Annotated in this window: 16 protein-coding genes; 5 read left to right on the top strand and 11 right to left on the bottom strand. The window is 63.7% G+C overall.

What is annotated here, in order from left to right; genetic code table 11:
• The first annotated feature begins 8 nt into the window (after nucleotides 1-8).
• Nucleotides 9-659 carry an SDR family NAD(P)-dependent oxidoreductase gene (locus GRI69_RS08130; protein ID WP_160727762.1) on the top strand — a complete coding sequence of 217 codons (651 nt, stop codon included), beginning with the start codon at nucleotides 9-11 and terminating at the stop codon, nucleotides 657-659.
• A gap of 13 nt (nucleotides 660-672) precedes the next feature.
• Here GRI69_RS08130 and GRI69_RS08125 read toward each other — a convergent pair whose 3' ends face one another.
• Together GRI69_RS08125 and GRI69_RS08120 are read right to left on the bottom strand one after the other, a co-directional pair.
• The gene (locus GRI69_RS08125) at nucleotides 673-1,278 is read right to left on the bottom strand and encodes an outer membrane protein (protein ID WP_160727761.1); all 606 of its coding nucleotides are present in this window, start codon (nucleotides 1,276-1,278) and stop codon (nucleotides 673-675) included.
• A gap of 152 nt (nucleotides 1,279-1,430) precedes the next feature.
• Nucleotides 1,431-3,695, bottom strand: coding sequence for an NADP-dependent malic enzyme (locus tag GRI69_RS08120; RefSeq protein ID WP_160727760.1), 2,265 nt, complete (start codon nucleotides 3,693-3,695; stop codon nucleotides 1,431-1,433).
• Between the two features lie 128 nt (nucleotides 3,696-3,823).
• Between GRI69_RS08120 and mutS the strand changes: the two genes are divergently transcribed.
• Genes mutS through GRI69_RS08105 form a run of 3 tightly spaced genes read left to right on the top strand, consistent with a single transcriptional unit; the run spans nucleotide 3,824 to nucleotide 7,285 of the window.
• Nucleotides 3,824-6,442 (top strand): DNA mismatch repair protein MutS, encoded by a 2,619-nt coding sequence (gene mutS / locus GRI69_RS08115; RefSeq protein ID WP_160727759.1) that lies wholly within the window; start codon nucleotides 3,824-3,826, stop codon nucleotides 6,440-6,442.
• Between the two features lie 31 nt (nucleotides 6,443-6,473).
• Nucleotides 6,474-6,830 carry a hypothetical protein gene (locus GRI69_RS08110; protein WP_160727758.1) on the top strand — a complete coding sequence of 119 codons (357 nt, stop codon included), beginning with the start codon at nucleotides 6,474-6,476 and terminating at the stop codon, nucleotides 6,828-6,830.
• 41 nt (nucleotides 6,831-6,871) lie between these two features.
• Complete coding sequence (locus GRI69_RS08105; RefSeq protein WP_160727757.1) at nucleotides 6,872-7,285, top strand: YidH family protein; 414 nt, start codon at nucleotides 6,872-6,874, stop codon at nucleotides 7,283-7,285.
• On the opposite strand, the gene GRI69_RS08100 is transcribed toward GRI69_RS08105, so the two are convergent.
• The 5 genes from GRI69_RS08100 to gluQRS all read right to left on the bottom strand — a co-directional run bounded on the left by GRI69_RS08100 (nucleotide 7,286) and on the right by gluQRS (nucleotide 10,299).
• On the bottom strand, nucleotides 7,286-7,645 hold the full coding sequence (locus GRI69_RS08100; RefSeq protein ID WP_160727756.1) for a hypothetical protein: 360 nt from the start codon (nucleotides 7,643-7,645) through the stop codon (nucleotides 7,286-7,288).
• A gap of 63 nt (nucleotides 7,646-7,708) precedes the next feature.
• Nucleotides 7,709-8,581, bottom strand: coding sequence for a 3-hydroxyacyl-CoA dehydrogenase NAD-binding domain-containing protein (locus GRI69_RS08095; protein WP_160727755.1), 873 nt, complete (start codon nucleotides 8,579-8,581; stop codon nucleotides 7,709-7,711).
• A 60-nt stretch (nucleotides 8,582-8,641) separates the two neighbouring features.
• Entirely contained in the window at nucleotides 8,642-9,220 is a 579-nt protein-coding gene (locus tag GRI69_RS08090) for a cob(I)yrinic acid a,c-diamide adenosyltransferase (RefSeq protein WP_160727754.1), read from the bottom strand.
• Nucleotides 9,221-9,228: 8 nt separating this feature from the next.
• A complete protein-coding gene (locus GRI69_RS08085; RefSeq protein ID WP_160727753.1) occupies nucleotides 9,229-9,459 on the bottom strand; it encodes an HIG1 domain-containing protein in 231 nt (76 codons plus the stop codon).
• 9 nt (nucleotides 9,460-9,468) lie between these two features.
• Complete coding sequence (gene gluQRS / locus GRI69_RS08080; RefSeq protein ID WP_160727752.1) at nucleotides 9,469-10,299, bottom strand: tRNA glutamyl-Q(34) synthetase GluQRS; 831 nt, start codon at nucleotides 10,297-10,299, stop codon at nucleotides 9,469-9,471.
• 93 nt (nucleotides 10,300-10,392) lie between these two features.
• Here gluQRS and GRI69_RS08075 point away from each other — a divergent pair, with 93 nt between their 5' ends.
• The gene (locus GRI69_RS08075; protein ID WP_202391914.1) at nucleotides 10,393-11,037 is read left to right on the top strand and encodes an HNH endonuclease; all 645 of its coding nucleotides are present in this window, start codon (nucleotides 10,393-10,395) and stop codon (nucleotides 11,035-11,037) included.
• Nucleotides 11,038-11,599: 562 nt separating this feature from the next.
• On the opposite strand, the gene kynU is transcribed toward GRI69_RS08075, so the two are convergent.
• From kynU to GRI69_RS08055, 4 genes are read right to left on the bottom strand one after another with little or no spacing between them, the layout of a single operon-like run.
• Nucleotides 11,600-12,817: a kynureninase gene (kynU, locus tag GRI69_RS08070; RefSeq protein ID WP_160727751.1), complete on the bottom strand. Its 1,218-nt coding sequence runs from the start codon at nucleotides 12,815-12,817 to the stop codon at nucleotides 11,600-11,602.
• Entirely contained in the window at nucleotides 12,817-13,458 is a 642-nt protein-coding gene (kynB, locus tag GRI69_RS08065; protein WP_160727750.1) for an arylformamidase, read from the bottom strand. Before kynB ends, kynU begins: the two co-directional genes overlap by 1 nt.
• Entirely contained in the window at nucleotides 13,455-14,246 is a 792-nt protein-coding gene (locus tag GRI69_RS08060) for a tryptophan 2,3-dioxygenase (protein ID WP_160727749.1), read from the bottom strand. Before GRI69_RS08060 ends, kynB begins: the two co-directional genes overlap by 4 nt.
• A 36-nt stretch (nucleotides 14,247-14,282) precedes the next feature.
• Nucleotides 14,283-14,753 carry a DUF4112 domain-containing protein gene (locus GRI69_RS08055; RefSeq protein ID WP_160727748.1) on the bottom strand — a complete coding sequence of 157 codons (471 nt, stop codon included), beginning with the start codon at nucleotides 14,751-14,753 and terminating at the stop codon, nucleotides 14,283-14,285.
• Nucleotide 14,754 lies beyond the last annotated feature (1 nt).

Here is a 14,754-nt window from a genome sequence, read left to right as displayed (position 1 = left end):
TATTCGAAATGAGCAAGCATATCCTCATCATCAGCGCATCGCGCGGTATCGGCCTCGGCCTGGCAAAGGAGTTCAAGGCGCGCGGCTGGGACGTAACCGGCACGGAACGGTCGGAGAGCGAAGAACTGCACGCCGTCGAAGGCATCACGATAGAGAGGTTGGACGTCACCGATGCTTCCACATTCGGTGCTATCGAGGGGGAATTTGACGCGGTAATCGTCAATGCAGGGATTACGGGCGCGAAGCACCAATCGAGCGAACAGGCGACAGCGGAGGAAGTGGCCGAGGTCATGATGACCAACGCCTTCGGCCCGGTTCATCTGGGCAAGAAGCTGCTACCGCATATCAGGCAGGGCGGCTCACTGTCTTTCATGAGCTCGCTAATGGGCTCGATCGAGGATTCGTCCGGCGGCTTCGATCTCTATCGCACCAGCAAGACGGCGCAGAACATGCTCGCCAAGGGCATTGCCGAGCAGGAGGCGAAGGAACGCGGTGTGACTGTGCTCTCGCTCCACCCGGGGTGGGTACAGACCGACATGGGCGGCCCGAACGCCAAAATCACTGTCGAGGAAAGCGCGAAGGGCCTTGCCGATGTGGTCGAGAATGCTCGCGGTGGCTATGCATTCGTCGACTACACCGGCAAGACCCTCCCCTTCTAGCGGGGGTTAGCCCTTAGAAGCGCAGGCCCAGGCCAAGTGTGACCTGGTCGGTCGTGGCGTCGCCCTGGTCGATGTCGGCCAGGTCGTCATATTGCGAGCGGCGATATTCGAGACGGCCTTCGAGCGGTCCGGGAAGCTGAACCTGCAGGCCCGCACCGTAGCGGATGCCGTTGGCGTTCTCGTCCAGTTCGTCGAGCGAGCCGCTTTCGGTGAAGGCCTTGGTGTCGAGCGCGGTGTACCCGACCTTGCCATAGGCCGCGATGCCCGGCGTCAGGGCAAAACCGGCACGCGCGCCGATGTAATACTGTCCGCCGGTCTCGAGACCCTCACGGGCACCGTCGAAGCTGTCGGGAAAGCTGGTCGATCCGTCGCTGGTCGAAATCTCGCCTTCGACGCCGATGAACGCGCCGCCGAGGCTGAGGTCGTAGCCGGCGTTGATGCCGTAGACCGCGCTGTCGGCGGTTGCGGTTGCCGAACCGTCCGCAGATTCGACATCGACGCCTTCATAGCCGCCGAGCGCGCCTACGTAGAAGCCGCCCGGGGCTTCATTCGACTGCGCCAATGCGGGAGTGGCGGCGAAACCTGCCCCGATCACGGCGAGAGCGATAAATTTCTTCATTTTTTGTCCTTTCCTGTGCGATCCCATGCACGGTGAAAGGCGCTTAGCGCCCCGCCCGATTGCCGCCGAATGAACCGGCGGCAATCGGAGAGACGAGCCGTTTCGGCGAGCAGCCCAGCCGAGGGGACAGAGGCGGTGCGCCCGCCTTGCCGTCAGCCGACCACGCCCGCGCTGGCAAGCACGGCCAGCGTGAGCAGGTCCGGCGCGATAGCGGTCATCGGGGCGATCTGGACCGGCTTTTCGCTGCCGATCATCATCGGGCCGATCATGGTCTCGCCGCCCAGTTCGCGCAGCAACTTGGCCGAGAGATTGGCCGATTGCAGGCCGGGCATGATCAGGACATTCGCCGGGCCCGACAGGCGGTTGAAGGGATAGAGTTCCATCACCTTGCGGTTCAGCGCGGCATCCGGGGCCATCTCTCCTTCGTATTCGAAATCGACGCTTTCGTCGGCATCGAGCAGAGCCACGGCATCGCGAATGTTGCCGAGCCACTGGCCCGACGGATTGCCGAAGGTCGAATAGGACATGAAGGCGACGCGCGGCTCATGGCCCATGCGCCGCGCCACGGCCGCGGTTTCTCTGGCGATATGCGCCAGTTCGGACGCGCTCGGACGTTCGTTGATCGTGGTGTCGGCAAGGAAGGTGGTGTGATTCTTGCCGATCATCATGTGCACGCCGAAGGGCGTGGCACCGGGCTTCGGATCGAGCACCCGCGCCACTTCGCGCGCGGTCTGCGCATAGGTGCGGGTCAGGCCGGTAATCATGCCCTCACCGTGGCCAAGCGCGACCAGCAGCGCGGCGAAGACGTTGCGTTCCTGATTGACCATCCGGCTCACATCGCGTTGCGTATAGCCGCGGCGCTGCAGGCGCTTGTAGAGATAGTCGTTCATCGCCGGCACCTTGTCCGACACCTTCGAATTCTCGATGATCCAGTCGTCGGGATCGTCCACGCCCAGCTCGCGCAGCTTGTCGAGAACCTTGTCGGTCCGCCCGACGAGGATGGGCTCGCCATAGCCGTAATCGCGGTACTGAATCGCCGCGCGCAGCGCGACATCCTCTTCCGCTTCGGCAAAAACCATCCGCTTGGGATTGGCCTTGGCCTGATCGTAGATATTGGTGAGCGCGCCGGTGGTCGGATTGAGCCGCGCTTTGAGCGAATGGCGATAGGCGTCGAAATCCTCGATCGGGGCCTGCGCCACACCGCTATCCATCGCCGCCTTGGCGACGGCGGAGGATACCAGTTCCATGAGCCGCGGATCGAAGGGTGCGGGAATGATGTATTCCCGGCCGAACTGGTGGCTCACCCCATAGGCGGCGGCGACCTCTTCGGGCACCCGCTCGCGGGCAAGCTGCGCGATCGCATGCGCGGCCGCGATCTTCATTTCCTCATTGATCGCGGTTGCCTGCACGTCGAGCGCGCCGCGGAAGATGAAAGGGAAGCCCAGTACGTTGTTGACCTGGTTGGGATAATCGGAACGGCCCGTCGCGATGATCGCGTCGGGCCGCACGGCCTTGGCATCTTCGGGCATAATTTCCGGCACCGGATTGGCCATGGCGAAGATGATCGGCTGATCGGCCATTTTCGCCACCCATTCGGGCTTGAGCGCACCGGCGGCGGACAGGCCGAGGAAGATGTCGGCGCCAACCAGCGCCTCTTCGAGACTGGTCGCCTCGGTGGCGACGGCATGGGCGCTTTTCCACTGGTCGACATTGTCGCGCCCCGGCGTGATCGGACCGGAACGGTCGCACACGATGACCTGGTCGTGCGGCACACCCATTGCCTTGATCAGCGCGGTGCAGGCGAGCGCGGAGGCACCTGCGCCGTTGACCACCATTTTCACGTCCTTGAGATCGCGCCCGGTCAGGTGACAGGCATTGATCAGGCCCGCCGCCGCGATGATCGCGGTGCCGTGCTGGTCGTCATGCATAACCGGGATCTTCATCTTCTCGCGCAGCGCCTGCTCGATGATGAAGCATTCGGGTGCGGCGATGTCTTCGAGATTGATGCCGCCAAAGCTGGGCTCCATCAGCGCGACTGCATTGATGAAGGCTTCCGGATCTTCCGTATCGAGTTCGATATCGATGGAATCGACGTCGGCGAAGCGTTTGAACAGCACTGCTTTGCCTTCCATCACCGGCTTGGAAGCCAGCGCGCCGAGATTGCCGAGACCGAGGATCGCGGTGCCGTTTGAAATCACCGCAACGAGGTTGGAACGGGCGGTATAGCGCGCTGCATTCTTGGGATCGGCGGCGATCGCCTCGACCGGGGCCGCAACTCCGGGAGAATAGGCCAGTGCCAGATCGCGCTGCGTTGCCATGGGCTTGCTGGCAATGATCTCGATCTTACCCGGGCGGATCGTTTCGTGATAGAACAGCGCCTCGCGCGTGTTGAAACCGGTCTGCTTTTCTTCGGCCATGCTTGTCCTTTGGGCGGATCCTCTGGTGTCTAGAGGCAAGCCCCTAAGGGGATTTTTGGCGAAGTCATAGGGGAAACACCTGTGGCGCCGCTTCCCGAATCGCCGAACGGGCCGCTACGGCATGGCAAATGGCCGACCAACCCACCCCAATGATGCAGCAATACCTCGCGCTCAAACGCGAAGCGGGAGAAGCGCTGCTGTTCTACCGGATGGGCGATTTCTTCGAACTGTTCTTCGACGATGCGAAAGTCGCCGCGCAGGTGCTCGATATCGCGCTCACCACGCGCGGAGAGCACGGGGGCCAGCCCGTGCCGATGTGCGGCGTGCCCGTGCATTCAGCGGAGGGCTATCTCGCCCGGCTGATCAAGGGCGGCTGCCGCGTCGCGATTGCCGAACAGACCGAAACCCCCGACGACGCGAGGGAGCGCACGAAGCGTGAAGGCAAGCCGGTGTCCAAGGCGCTGGTTTCGCGCGACATCGTGCGCTTCGTCACGGCGGGCACCCTGACGGAAGAAGCACTGCTCGAGCCCCGGCGCGCGAACCTGCTGGTGGCGGTCGCCCCGATACGTGACGGGGTCGGCATCGCGGCCTGCGACATTTCGACCGGCAGGATGGAACTGGAAGATTGCCCTCCGGACCGGCTCGATGCGGCGCTGGCAAGGCTTGGGGCAAGCGAGGTCGTCGGGCCCGAAGATTGGGAGGATGCGGCAGCCGACGTCATTGTCCGCCCGCGGCATGATTTCCGCAGCGAAGACGGTGAAACGCGGCTGAAGGGTATTCATGGGATCGCAACGCTCGACGGGCTGGGCGATTTCAGCCGGCCGATGCTGGCGGCAGCGGCAGGACTTATTGCCTATCTCGACCATGCCGGACGCGGCAAGCTGCCCTTCCTCCTGCCCCCTGTCGCAAGGGGTAGCGGCGCGCACCTCGCCATGGATGCGGCGACGCGGACCAGCCTCGAAATCCTCGCGGCGCAGAACGGCGGGCGCGAAGGCAGCCTGATCGCCTGCGTCGATCGCTGCGCAACCGGCGCGGGTGCGCGCCAGCTGGCCGAGGACCTTTCGGCCCCCCTCGCCGATCTGGGCGCGATCGAGGAGCGGCTGGCGAGCGTGCATCACTTCCATGTCGATCCGCTGCTGCGTGCCGACCTGCGCGCCGTCCTGCGGCAGGCACCCGACATCGGGCGCGCGCTGGGACGGCTGGTTGCAGGCCGCGGAAGCCCGCGCGACCTTGGCCAGATCCGTGACGGCCTGTCCGAAGCGCGGCGAATACGCGACATGCTGGGCGCGAGCGCGGATCTGCCGCCGCTGCTTGGCCGAATGATCGAAGCGCTTGGCGGGCACGCCGCGTTGGTCGATCACCTCGCCCGCGCATTGGTCGCCTCGCCCCCGACCGAGCGCAGCCAGGGCGGCTTTGTCGCCAGCGGATACGACCACGCGCTCGACGCTCTGCGCGAAACCAGCGGAAATGCGCGCAAGGCCATCGCCGCGCTCGAAGCGAAATATCGCGATGAAACCGGCACGTCCTCTCTCAAGATCAAGCACAACAAGGTGCTGGGCTATTTCATCGAGGTTCCGGCAAAGCACGGCGACAAGCTGATGGCGCAGGACAGCGGGTTCACGCACAGGCAGACCATGGCGGGCGCGGTGCGGTTCAACTCCATCGGCCTGCACGAGGAAGCCAGCCGCATCGCCGAAGCGGGTGCGCACGCGCTGGCGGCAGAGGAAGCGCATTTCGAGGAACTCGTCGGCGAGGTCGTCGCCATGCGCGAAGCCATCGCGGCCACCGCTGCGGCCCTGGCCCGGATCGATGTGTCGGCGGCGCTTGCCGAGCGCGCGGCCGAAGGCGACTGGTCGCGCCCGCAGATGCTCGACGAATCCTGCCTCGAGATTACCGAGGGCAGGCATCCGGTAGTCGAGCAGGCGCTGGCCAAGGCGGGCGAGCGTTTCGTCGCCAATGACTGCACGCTCGCGCAGGACGACCGGCTGTGGCTGATTGGCGGGCCCAACATGGGCGGTAAATCGACCTTCCTGCGCCAGAACGCCCTCATCATGCTGTTGGCGCAGGCGGGCAGTTTCGTCCCCGCGACCGCGGCAAGGGTCGGGCTCGCCGACCGCCTTTTCAGCCGGGTTGGCGCGGCGGACAATCTGGCACGCGGACGCTCGACTTTCATGGTCGAGATGGTCGAAACCGCGGCGATCCTTTCGCAAGCGACCGAGCGCAGCTTCGTGATTCTAGACGAGGTTGGGCGCGGCACGTCCACCTACGACGGCATGGCACTGGCATGGGCAGTGGTCGAAGCGGTGCATGAGCAATTGAAATGCCGCTGCCTCTTTGCCACGCACTATCACGAGCTGTCGCGGCTGGCCGAAACCTGCGACGCGCTCAGCCTCCACCATGTTCGCGCGCGCGAGTGGAAAGGCGATCTGGTGCTTTTGCACGAATTGGCGAGGGGCGCAGCCGACCGCAGCTATGGCCTGTCGGTCGCGAAGCTGGCAGGCGTACCCCCGCCGGTGATCAAGCGCGCGAAAGCGGTGCTCGACAAGCTGGAGAAGGGCCGTGCGGAAACGGGCGGTCTCGCGGCGGGCCTGGGCGATCTCCCGCTCTTCGCCGTGACTGCGGCGGCCGAGGAGGAAAAGCGTGATGCCCTTCGTGACGCTCTGGGTGCGCTGGACGTGGATGCGCTTTCCCCGCGCGAGGCGCTGGACGAACTTTACCGTCTGAAATCCGAAGCCGCAAAAAGCTGATCTTAACCATTTCACGCCACGGTGCGGCGCGATGTCACTGCGCTCGACCTTCATCGGAATCGCCCTGATTATCGCCCTTTGCGGCGGCGGCCTCTACCTCCTGCAAAGCTATTTCGGCCGCGAGGCGCAGATGCGCAGTTCCGAGCGGACCTTTCTCGCCGAACACGCCGCAGGCTCCACCATGCCAGTTTCAACGCCGAGTGAAGCGCCCGCCATCTTGGGCGACGATTCGCCGGAGCTGGCGCGTTCTTCGCCACAGGAGCCGATGACACTGGATAGCTGGTATGCGGATGCTGGTGCCGCAGAAGGGCCGGTCGATACCACCCCCGAGGACAAGAGCTATCTGATAAACGACGCCAAGCCGCTGATCGATATCGAAACTGATTGATTGTTCGGGAACCCCGCTCACGCCAGTTCTGTTGATCCAACATGGCCCAAGACGATCCGCCCGAAGACGCTGACAAGAACACCCATTGGGCGGAGGTCCGCACGGACCTTGCGGAAGACCGGAATATCATGGCGATGGAACGCACCTTCGCCGGATGGATGCGCACTGCCTTTGCCGCCATCGGCATCGGCCTCGCCTTCAAGGCCGTGTTCGGTGATTTCGATCCGCCTTGGCTCGCGAAGGCGATTGCCACCCTGTTCATTCTTGCCGGCGGCTGGCTCGCGATCAATGCGCAGCGGCGTGCCTGCCATACGATGAAGCGCCTGCATTCACACAAGTTCGATCCGATCGCGCGGCCGAATTTCCGCCTGCTGGCCTATTCGGTGGCGTTCGGATCGGTCTTGCTCACTGCCGGTCTCTGGATACTCAACGACGGTACCCTCGACGGCGGCTGATCAGGTGCCGTCGCCGCGCAGGTCGTCAGGCTTGTGGCCCTTCCCGTATTTGTCGACATTGTCGTCATGATTGTCTTCGCCGCGATAGGCGCCCATGTCGACGCGGCCCGAACTTTCCATATCGCGCATGTGATCGACGGCGTCCTGCGTCGAATCGCCCATGAGGCCGGACTTGTTGTCGTCCTTCTCGCTTTCTGTCGGCGAGCGGGTTTCCGTGGTTACGGCGCGCGCTTCCTCGGCGACTTGCTGCGCTTGGTTGCGGTGATCGTCCTGCTCGTCATTATGGGTTTCGGGGGCGAGGTCCGCCTTCCGCGCTTCCTGGCTTTCGCCGACGGGGGTGTTGGTCTTGCTGTCGCTCATTGGAAAAATCTCCTTTCCCCATGAACGAGCGGCGCTTCCGCCCCGTTCCCGTCTTATAGCCCCTTATCGGGTGGGGACCGGCTCTTCGCCCGAATAATCGTAGAAACCACGTCCGGTCTTGCGGCCAAGCCAGCCGGCCTCGACATATTTCACCAGCAGCGGAGCCGGGCGGTACTTGGTGTCGCGCGTGGTCTTGTAGAGCACCATCAGGATGTCGAGGCAGGTATCGAGCCCGACGAAATCTGCCAGTTGCAGCGGCCCCATCGGGTGGTTGAGACCAAGACGGCAACCCTTGTCGATATCCTCGATTGCGGCCGTCGACTGGCCGAGCACGAAGACGGCCTCGTTGATCATCGGCAGGAGGATGCGATTGACGACGAAGCCGGGTTCGTCCTGGCTCAGCACCACTTCCTTGCCCAGCGCTTCGGCAAGAGCCTTAGTGCGCTCAGTCGTGGTCTCGGAGGTCGCAAGGCCGGGGATGACTTCGATGAGGCCCATGACCGGAACCGGATTGAAGAAGTGCAGGCCGATGAAACGGGCAGGATCAGGCGCGTAATTGCCCATGCGGGTGATAGGGATCGAACTGGTGTTCGAGGCCATGACAGCGTCCGCGCCCAGCTTCTCGCCCGCCTTCTCGAAGATTGCCTTCTTGATCTCTTCCTTCTCGGTCGCCGCCTCGATGATGAATTCGGCCTCGCCCATCCGGTCGTAGTCGCCGACCGGGGTGATGCGCTTCATCGCGGCGTCCGCTTCGGCGATCTCGATCTTGCCGCGCCCGACCAGCTTGCCGAGCGCCTTGTCGATCTTGCCGACGGCCTGTTCGGCCAGTTCGAGACTGACGTCGGCGAGCAGTACGTCCATGCCGTTCTGGGCAATGGTCTGGGCGATGCCCGAACCCATCTGGCCCGCGCCGATAATGGCGATCGTCTTGCTCATCGAAACATCCCTTCGCACTTGCAGCAAAGCGCGCGGTCTAACGAGGGAGCGGAGCCTTGGCTAGCGATTAGCGCCCGGAATCCAGTTCACGTCGCCCTTACCGCCGTCGTTGGCAACGCGGGCGAGCACAAAGAGGTAATCCGACAGGCGGTTGATGTAGGCGAGCGCCTGCGGATTGGTCGGCTCGGTAGCCGCCATGGACGTCATCGCACGCTCGGCGCGGCGGGCTGCGGCGCGCGCGACATGGAGGCGCGCGGCCTGCTCGGTCCCGCCCGGCAGCACGAAGCTGGTCAGCGGCTCGAGGTTTGCGTTGAGGGCATCGATACCCTTCTCCAGCCATTCGACCTGCGGCGATACGATCCGCAGGACCATTTCGGACGGGCTGAAATCGTCACCCTCCCCGGCCGGTGTGGCAAGGTCGGCGCCAAGATCGAACAGGTCGTTCTGGATACGATTGAGCGCCTCGCCATGCTCGCTGGGGGCCAGCGCCACGGCGGCGAGGCCGAGCGCGGAGTTCGCCTCGTCCACCGCGCCGATCGCTTCCATGCGCACGGCATGCTTGGGCAGGCGCGAGCCATCGACTAGGCCCGTAGTGCCATCGTCCCCGGTACGAGTGTAGATCTTGTTGAGCTTGACCACGGTGCGGATCAGTTAGCGACGGCGAGCATGATCGCGATCACGGCGATCGCCACCGCCTGCCATTTCACACGCGCCATCATCGCCTTGTTCTGCTTCAGCTGCATCTCTGTGGCGTCGACCTGCTGGCCGCTTTCCAGATCGATCTTGGTGCTTTGCAGGAACGCGACCACTCCGCGCACGAGCGAGATGACAACCATGATCATGGCCAGGAGCAGGACGACGATGAGGAATGTGTTCATGCGGTCTACTTAGGCATTCGACTGCGTAATTCCAGCGGGGAATTCCCCCATGCGAAGCTGGCGCGCCAGTGCGCGTCCATCCTCTCCTGCCGCCCGGCGATCAGCCAGGCTGGGAGAGCAGCGCCGCTTGGCCAGCTTCTCGTCCTCCTCGTCGAGCAGGATCGGGTGGTGGTGCCATGTCGGCACCGGCAGGCCGAGCAGTTCCTGCAGCACGCGGTGGACATGCGTGGAAGAGAACAGGTCCTCACCGCGCGTGACCAGTGTCACACCGTCAGCGGCATCGTCGAGCGTCGCGGCGAGGTGATAGCTGGCGGGCGCATCCTTCCTCACCAGCACGACATCGCCGAAAGGTCGTGGGTCGGCGATCTGCGTGCCGCCCACCTCGTCTTCCCAGGACAGTTCGCCGAGGCCCGCCATCGCGCGGTCGACATCGAGTCGCAGCGCCGCCGGCTTGTCCGGATCGAGCGACTGCCCCTTGCAGGTGCCGGGATAGACCGCGCCTTCCGGCCCCATGCGCGGATTGCGCGCGGCGATGTCCTTGCGCGTGCAGGTGCAGGGATAGAGCAGGCCTTCGTGCAGCAGGTATTGCGCCGCCTCCTCGTAATTCGCCAGCCGGGTCGATTGCGCAGGCACCTCTTCCCACTCGAGACCCAGCCAGGCGAGATCCTTGCGAAACTCTGCCGCCTTTTCAGGCATTGAGCGTTCGCCGTCGATATCCTCGATCCGCAGGAGGAAGCGCCCGCCCCGCTCTTGCGCGATGTCATGCGCTGCAATCGCCGAAAAGGCGTGGCCGAGATGCAACGATCCGTTGGGACTCGGCGCGAAACGGGTGACCACCATGCGTGCTTCCTACTGCGGCCCATGTGGATATGCACGGGACAAGTCTGTGGATAGCAAGTGCGTAACAGACTTGACGCTTTCCCGTGCAAGTGGATGTATCAGACCCAAGAGATCGGGGAGAACGCCAAAGTGTTCAGGGCCGAACTGCTGGAAAGGGCCGCCAGGTTCCGAAGTAGCGCCGAGGATCCGACGCGCAACCTGCAATCGTGCCCGAGCCTGGTGCTCAACGCGGACTATACGCCGCTGTCCTATTATCCGCTGAGCCTGTGGCCGTGGCAGACGGCGATCAAGGCGATCTTCCTCGACCGGGTGGATGTGATCGAGACCTATGACCGCGAGGTCCATTCGCCCAATCTCGACATGAAGATTCCCAGCGTGATCGCGCTGAAGCAATATGTGAAGCCGAGCGAATTTCCCGCCTTCACCCGCTTCAACCTGTTCCTGCGCGACCGGTTTTCGTGTCAGTTCTGCGGCGACCAGCACAATCTCACCTTCGACCATGTCGTCCCCCGCCGGCTGGGCGGCAAGACGACATGGGAAAACATCGCCACCGCCTGCGCGCCCTGCAACATGAAGAAGGGCGGGCGCACACCGAAGCAGGCGGGCATGCAACTTTATGCGGAACCGATCCGGCCGACGCACTGGCAGTTGCAGCAGCACGGCAAGCAGTTCCCGCCGAACTACCTCCACGAAACCTGGCGCGACTGGCTCTATTGGGACATCGAACTGGAAGCGTAGCCGCCAAAGTTCACCCAAAGTTCACCCGAAATCCGGTTCCCAGCCCTCGCGCCGGCATCGCATGGATAGAAACGGTCCGACGATGGAAAAGAGCGGCAACCCGACATAGAACAGGCCTGTTCTTGTAGGAAAATGCTCTTCTCGAGTTTGGTGCATCATCGAGACACAGCCGCGGCCCGGGCTGGGATGGCAGCTAACGACGCCATTCCGGTCTATAATGGCGCCTTAGGTATCGAACTTCGCGCCGCAGCTACAACACCGGCGCGAGGGCCAAGGGAGCGAATAATCAAAACTGCGACCCCGCCGCATAAAGATAGATTCGTGACAATTCTTGCACCGAAACCCCCATAGCGCGGTGAACCCAAACACAGCCATTGGAATTACGACCGCAAGCGGGGCCTTTTGCTCCTCTACTGGTAACCAATGCCCTGCTACGACAGCCAGAGGCAGCGATACAAAAAAAGCAACGATAAACAGCTGAGCTCGCTTGAATTGATTCATGGTGCGTTTGTTGCTCAGGTTCGCATAGGGCGCAAGGCAGCAATCCACCCCATAGCAGCCACTAGGTAACAGCTGCCCGCTCGCGGAATTCCTCGCGCTGCCATTCCCCGGTTTCGAGCACTTCGGCCAGATGCCGCGCGGCTTCGGCCACGTCCTCGAAGCGCAGGTAGGCCGGGGCGAAGCCGAAGCGGAGGATATCGGGATCGCGGAAGTCGCCGATAACGCCGCGGGCGATCAGCGCCTGGCAGATCGCATAGGCTTGGCCCGCACGGAAGGAGAGCTGGCTGCCGCGCCGGGCGGGGTCTGCCGGGCTGACGAGGTCGAGGGTGACGCCGTTTTCGGCGAGGCACTGACGGAAGAATTCGGAAAGCTTCTGCGCTTTTGCATACAGCCGCTCAACGCCGATTTCGGCGATGAGGTCGACACCCACTTCCAGCGCGGCGAGGCCGAGAATCGGAGGCGTGCCGCACAGCAGTTTCTCGACGCCCGGTGCAGCCGCGTAATCGTCGCTGAAGGCGAAGGGGGCGGCGTGGCCCATCCAGCCGGTCAGCGGCTGCTGCGCGGCTTCCAGATGCCGCTCGGCAACGAAGGCATAGGCCGGCGCGCCGGGGCCGCCACCCAAATACTTGTAGCCGCAGCCGACGGCAAAGTCGGCTCCACACCCGTTCAGGTCCACCGGCAGCGCGCCGCCCGAATGCGACAGGTCCCACAGCACCAGCGCGCCTGCGTCATGTGCGGCGCGGGTCAGTTCGCCCATGTCGAACAGTTCGCCAGTCTTGTAATGCGTGTGGGTGAGCAGCAGCAGGGCTACGCCGTCATCCAGCGCTTCGACCAGCTTGCCCCGTTCGGCCAGTCGCCGCTCGGCAAGGCCCTGCTTCTCCAACCCTTCGATCATATAGAGATCGGTCGGGAAATTGCCGGGTTCGCTGAGGACCACCTTGCGATCCGGCCTCAACGCCAGCGCGGCGGAGATTAGCTTGAACAGGTTCACACTGGTCGAATCGCAGGCGATGACTTCGTGCGGCTGCGCGCCGATCAGCGGGGCGATCTTGGCCCCGACGCGGGCGGGCATGTCGATCCAGCCGGCGCTGTTCCAGCTGCGGATGAGGTCCTGCCCCCACTCTTCGCGCACCACCTGTTCGATCCGTGCTGGCGTTGCCTTGGGCAGGCAGCCCAGCGAATTGCCATCGAGGTAGATCACGCCTTCTGGCACGAGGAAGCGCTCGCGATATTCCTCCAAGGGATCGCCCGCATCGAGGACTCTTGCCCGGTCGAGCATCACGCAAGCTCCCGCAGGATCGCGCGGCACAGCCCGGCATCGCCGCCGCCGACTTTCAGCGGGAGCGCAATCAGTTCGTAACGCCCTTCCGGCACGTCATCGAGCACCAGCCCTTCGAGGATACGCATGTCGTGTTTCAACACGGCGTGATGGGCGTCCATCGTCTTGCTCTCCTGCGGATCAACGCTGGGCGCATCGGTGCCGATCAGCTTGACGCCCTGCAGCGCGAGCCATTCGACCGTTTCGGCGGCGATCGGCAGCCAGTCGCTGCGCCATTCGTCATGTGGGAACGCGTCCCAGGTGCGGAACAGCACGCGGTCCACGCTTTCGATATGCGGCAGGTCGGCCACGTCGACTTCGCCGTTCACGCCGCGCGCATCGACCACGAGGCAGGTTCCGATATAGGGGTCGAGCTCCATGCTGGCGGCGTCGAGACCGTCTTCGGCATAATGCAGCGGCGCATCGGCATGGGTGCCCGAATGCGTGCTCATGGTCATCCTGCCGACATTGACCGGCGAGCCCTCGTCCATCCGCCATGTGCGCTCGAAACCGAAGGCGGTATCACCCGGCCAGACGGGCAGGCCCGGACGGAGGACCTGGCTGATGTCCCAGATGCGGCGCTTGCTTTTCCAGCTGCTCACAGGGCGGTCCTCACGCTGAGAAGTTCGGGGAAGAAGGCCGCCTTCAGCACGCCCGCGAGATAGGGCACACCGGGGGTCCCGCCGGTGCCCTTCTTGAAGCCGATGATCCGTTCGACCGTCTTGAGATGGCCGAAGCGCCAGCGCTGGAAATGGTATTCCAGATCGACCAGCTTTTCGGCCAGTTCGTAGAGGTCCCAATATTCCTTCGGGTCACGGTAAATTTTTGCCCAAGCCGCCTCGACTGCCGGGGAATGCTCCCACGCGCTGCCGTGATCGCGCCCCAGGATATCGTCCGGAATGTCGAACCCGCGCCGGGCCAGCAGCGCGATGGCCTCGGCATAGATGCTCTTGCGGGTGAGTTCCTCGCGCAGGCCCTCCGCCACTTCGGGCGTTGCTTCGTGCATGGTGATCATGTCAGGATTGCGCCCGCCGAGCAGGAATTCCATCATCCGGTACTGCGCGCTCTGGAACCCGCTCGATCCGCCGAGGAAGGGGCGGATGGTCGAATAATCGTGCGGGGTCATGGTGCTGAGCACGTCCCAGCTCTGGATCAGCTGCCCCTGCGCACGCGCCACGCGGGCGAGCATCTTGAAGGCAGGGCGCAGCCGATCCTGCTGGATGCAGGTCCGGGCTTCCTCCAGCTCGTGGAGGCACAGCTTGAGCCACAGCTCACTGGCCTGATGGACGATGATGAACAGCATCTCGTCATGCGCATCGCTCGCCGGATGCTGGGCGGACAGGATGCGGTCGAGATCGAGATAGCTCGAATAGGTAACGTCGGAAGCCATGCCCGCCGCCCTAGCGCGCATTACGGCGCGCGCAAACTACTGGTCTATGACCCGGGTCTGCGGATGATGTTTGTCGAGGTGCTTCCTGATCGTCTTCAGGTTCTTCGTGTTCGAGCGGTAAACGAGGTCGAAGGCGTCGCCCACCAGAGGCACCGCGCCCACTGCGGTATCGAGGCCGACGCGGCCCATCATGTGCCACAGCTTCCATTTCGGCAGGCCAAGATTGCGCGCTTCCCAGACGATATAGCTGCCCATCGCGGCCGTCACGATATCGCCGATCACAGGCACGAGCCCGACGATCGTGTCGAGGCCGATACGGTAGTTCGTCCCCGGAATAACCATGCTGCGCTCGAGGATGATTTCCATCGCTTCCACGCGGCGGCGAACCGATTGCGGATCGTTGCCCATCGGAAAATCGAAGCGCATCGGGCGGGCGCCGGAATCATCGGTAAAGCCCTGACCGCGCGTGTCGTCGGGTTCGATCGGCGTGAGACGATTATCTTCCATA

Source organism: Qipengyuania vulgaris, assembly GCF_009827325.1.
In the GTDB taxonomy this organism is placed as follows: Bacteria; Pseudomonadota; Alphaproteobacteria; order Sphingomonadales; family Sphingomonadaceae; genus Qipengyuania; species Qipengyuania vulgaris.
This window is presented reverse-complemented; position numbering and strand designations above follow the sequence as displayed.

What these genes read in the sequence shown, in the direction of transcription:
- GRI69_RS08130 (WP_160727762.1), top strand. Translation starts at nt 9, where the DNA reads ATGAGCAAGCATATCCTCATCATCAGCGCATCGCGCGGTATCGGCCTC.
- GRI69_RS08125 (WP_160727761.1), bottom strand. Translation starts at nt 1,278, where the DNA reads ATGAAGAAATTTATCGCTCTCGCCGTGATCGGGGCAGGTTTCGCCGCC.
- GRI69_RS08120 (WP_160727760.1), bottom strand. Translation starts at nt 3,695, where the DNA reads ATGGCCGAAGAAAAGCAGACCGGTTTCAACACGCGCGAGGCGCTGTTC.
- mutS (WP_160727759.1), top strand. Translation starts at nt 3,824, where the DNA reads ATGGCCGACCAACCCACCCCAATGATGCAGCAATACCTCGCGCTCAAA.
- GRI69_RS08110 (WP_160727758.1), top strand. Translation starts at nt 6,474, where the DNA reads ATGTCACTGCGCTCGACCTTCATCGGAATCGCCCTGATTATCGCCCTT.
- GRI69_RS08105 (WP_160727757.1), top strand. Translation starts at nt 6,872, where the DNA reads ATGGCCCAAGACGATCCGCCCGAAGACGCTGACAAGAACACCCATTGG.
- GRI69_RS08100 (WP_160727756.1), bottom strand. Translation starts at nt 7,645, where the DNA reads ATGAGCGACAGCAAGACCAACACCCCCGTCGGCGAAAGCCAGGAAGCG.
- GRI69_RS08095 (WP_160727755.1), bottom strand. Translation starts at nt 8,581, where the DNA reads ATGAGCAAGACGATCGCCATTATCGGCGCGGGCCAGATGGGTTCGGGC.
- GRI69_RS08085 (WP_160727753.1), bottom strand. Translation starts at nt 9,459, where the DNA reads ATGAACACATTCCTCATCGTCGTCCTGCTCCTGGCCATGATCATGGTT.
- gluQRS (WP_160727752.1), bottom strand. Translation starts at nt 10,299, where the DNA reads ATGGTGGTCACCCGTTTCGCGCCGAGTCCCAACGGATCGTTGCATCTC.
- GRI69_RS08075 (WP_202391914.1), top strand. Translation starts at nt 10,393, where the DNA reads ATGTATCAGACCCAAGAGATCGGGGAGAACGCCAAAGTGTTCAGGGCC.
- kynU (WP_160727751.1), bottom strand. Translation starts at nt 12,817, where the DNA reads ATGCTCGACCGGGCAAGAGTCCTCGATGCGGGCGATCCCTTGGAGGAA.
- GRI69_RS08060 (WP_160727749.1), bottom strand. Translation starts at nt 14,246, where the DNA reads ATGGCTTCCGACGTTACCTATTCGAGCTATCTCGATCTCGACCGCATC.
- GRI69_RS08055 (WP_160727748.1), bottom strand. Translation starts at nt 14,753, where the DNA reads ATGGAAGATAATCGTCTCACGCCGATCGAACCCGACGACACGCGCGGT.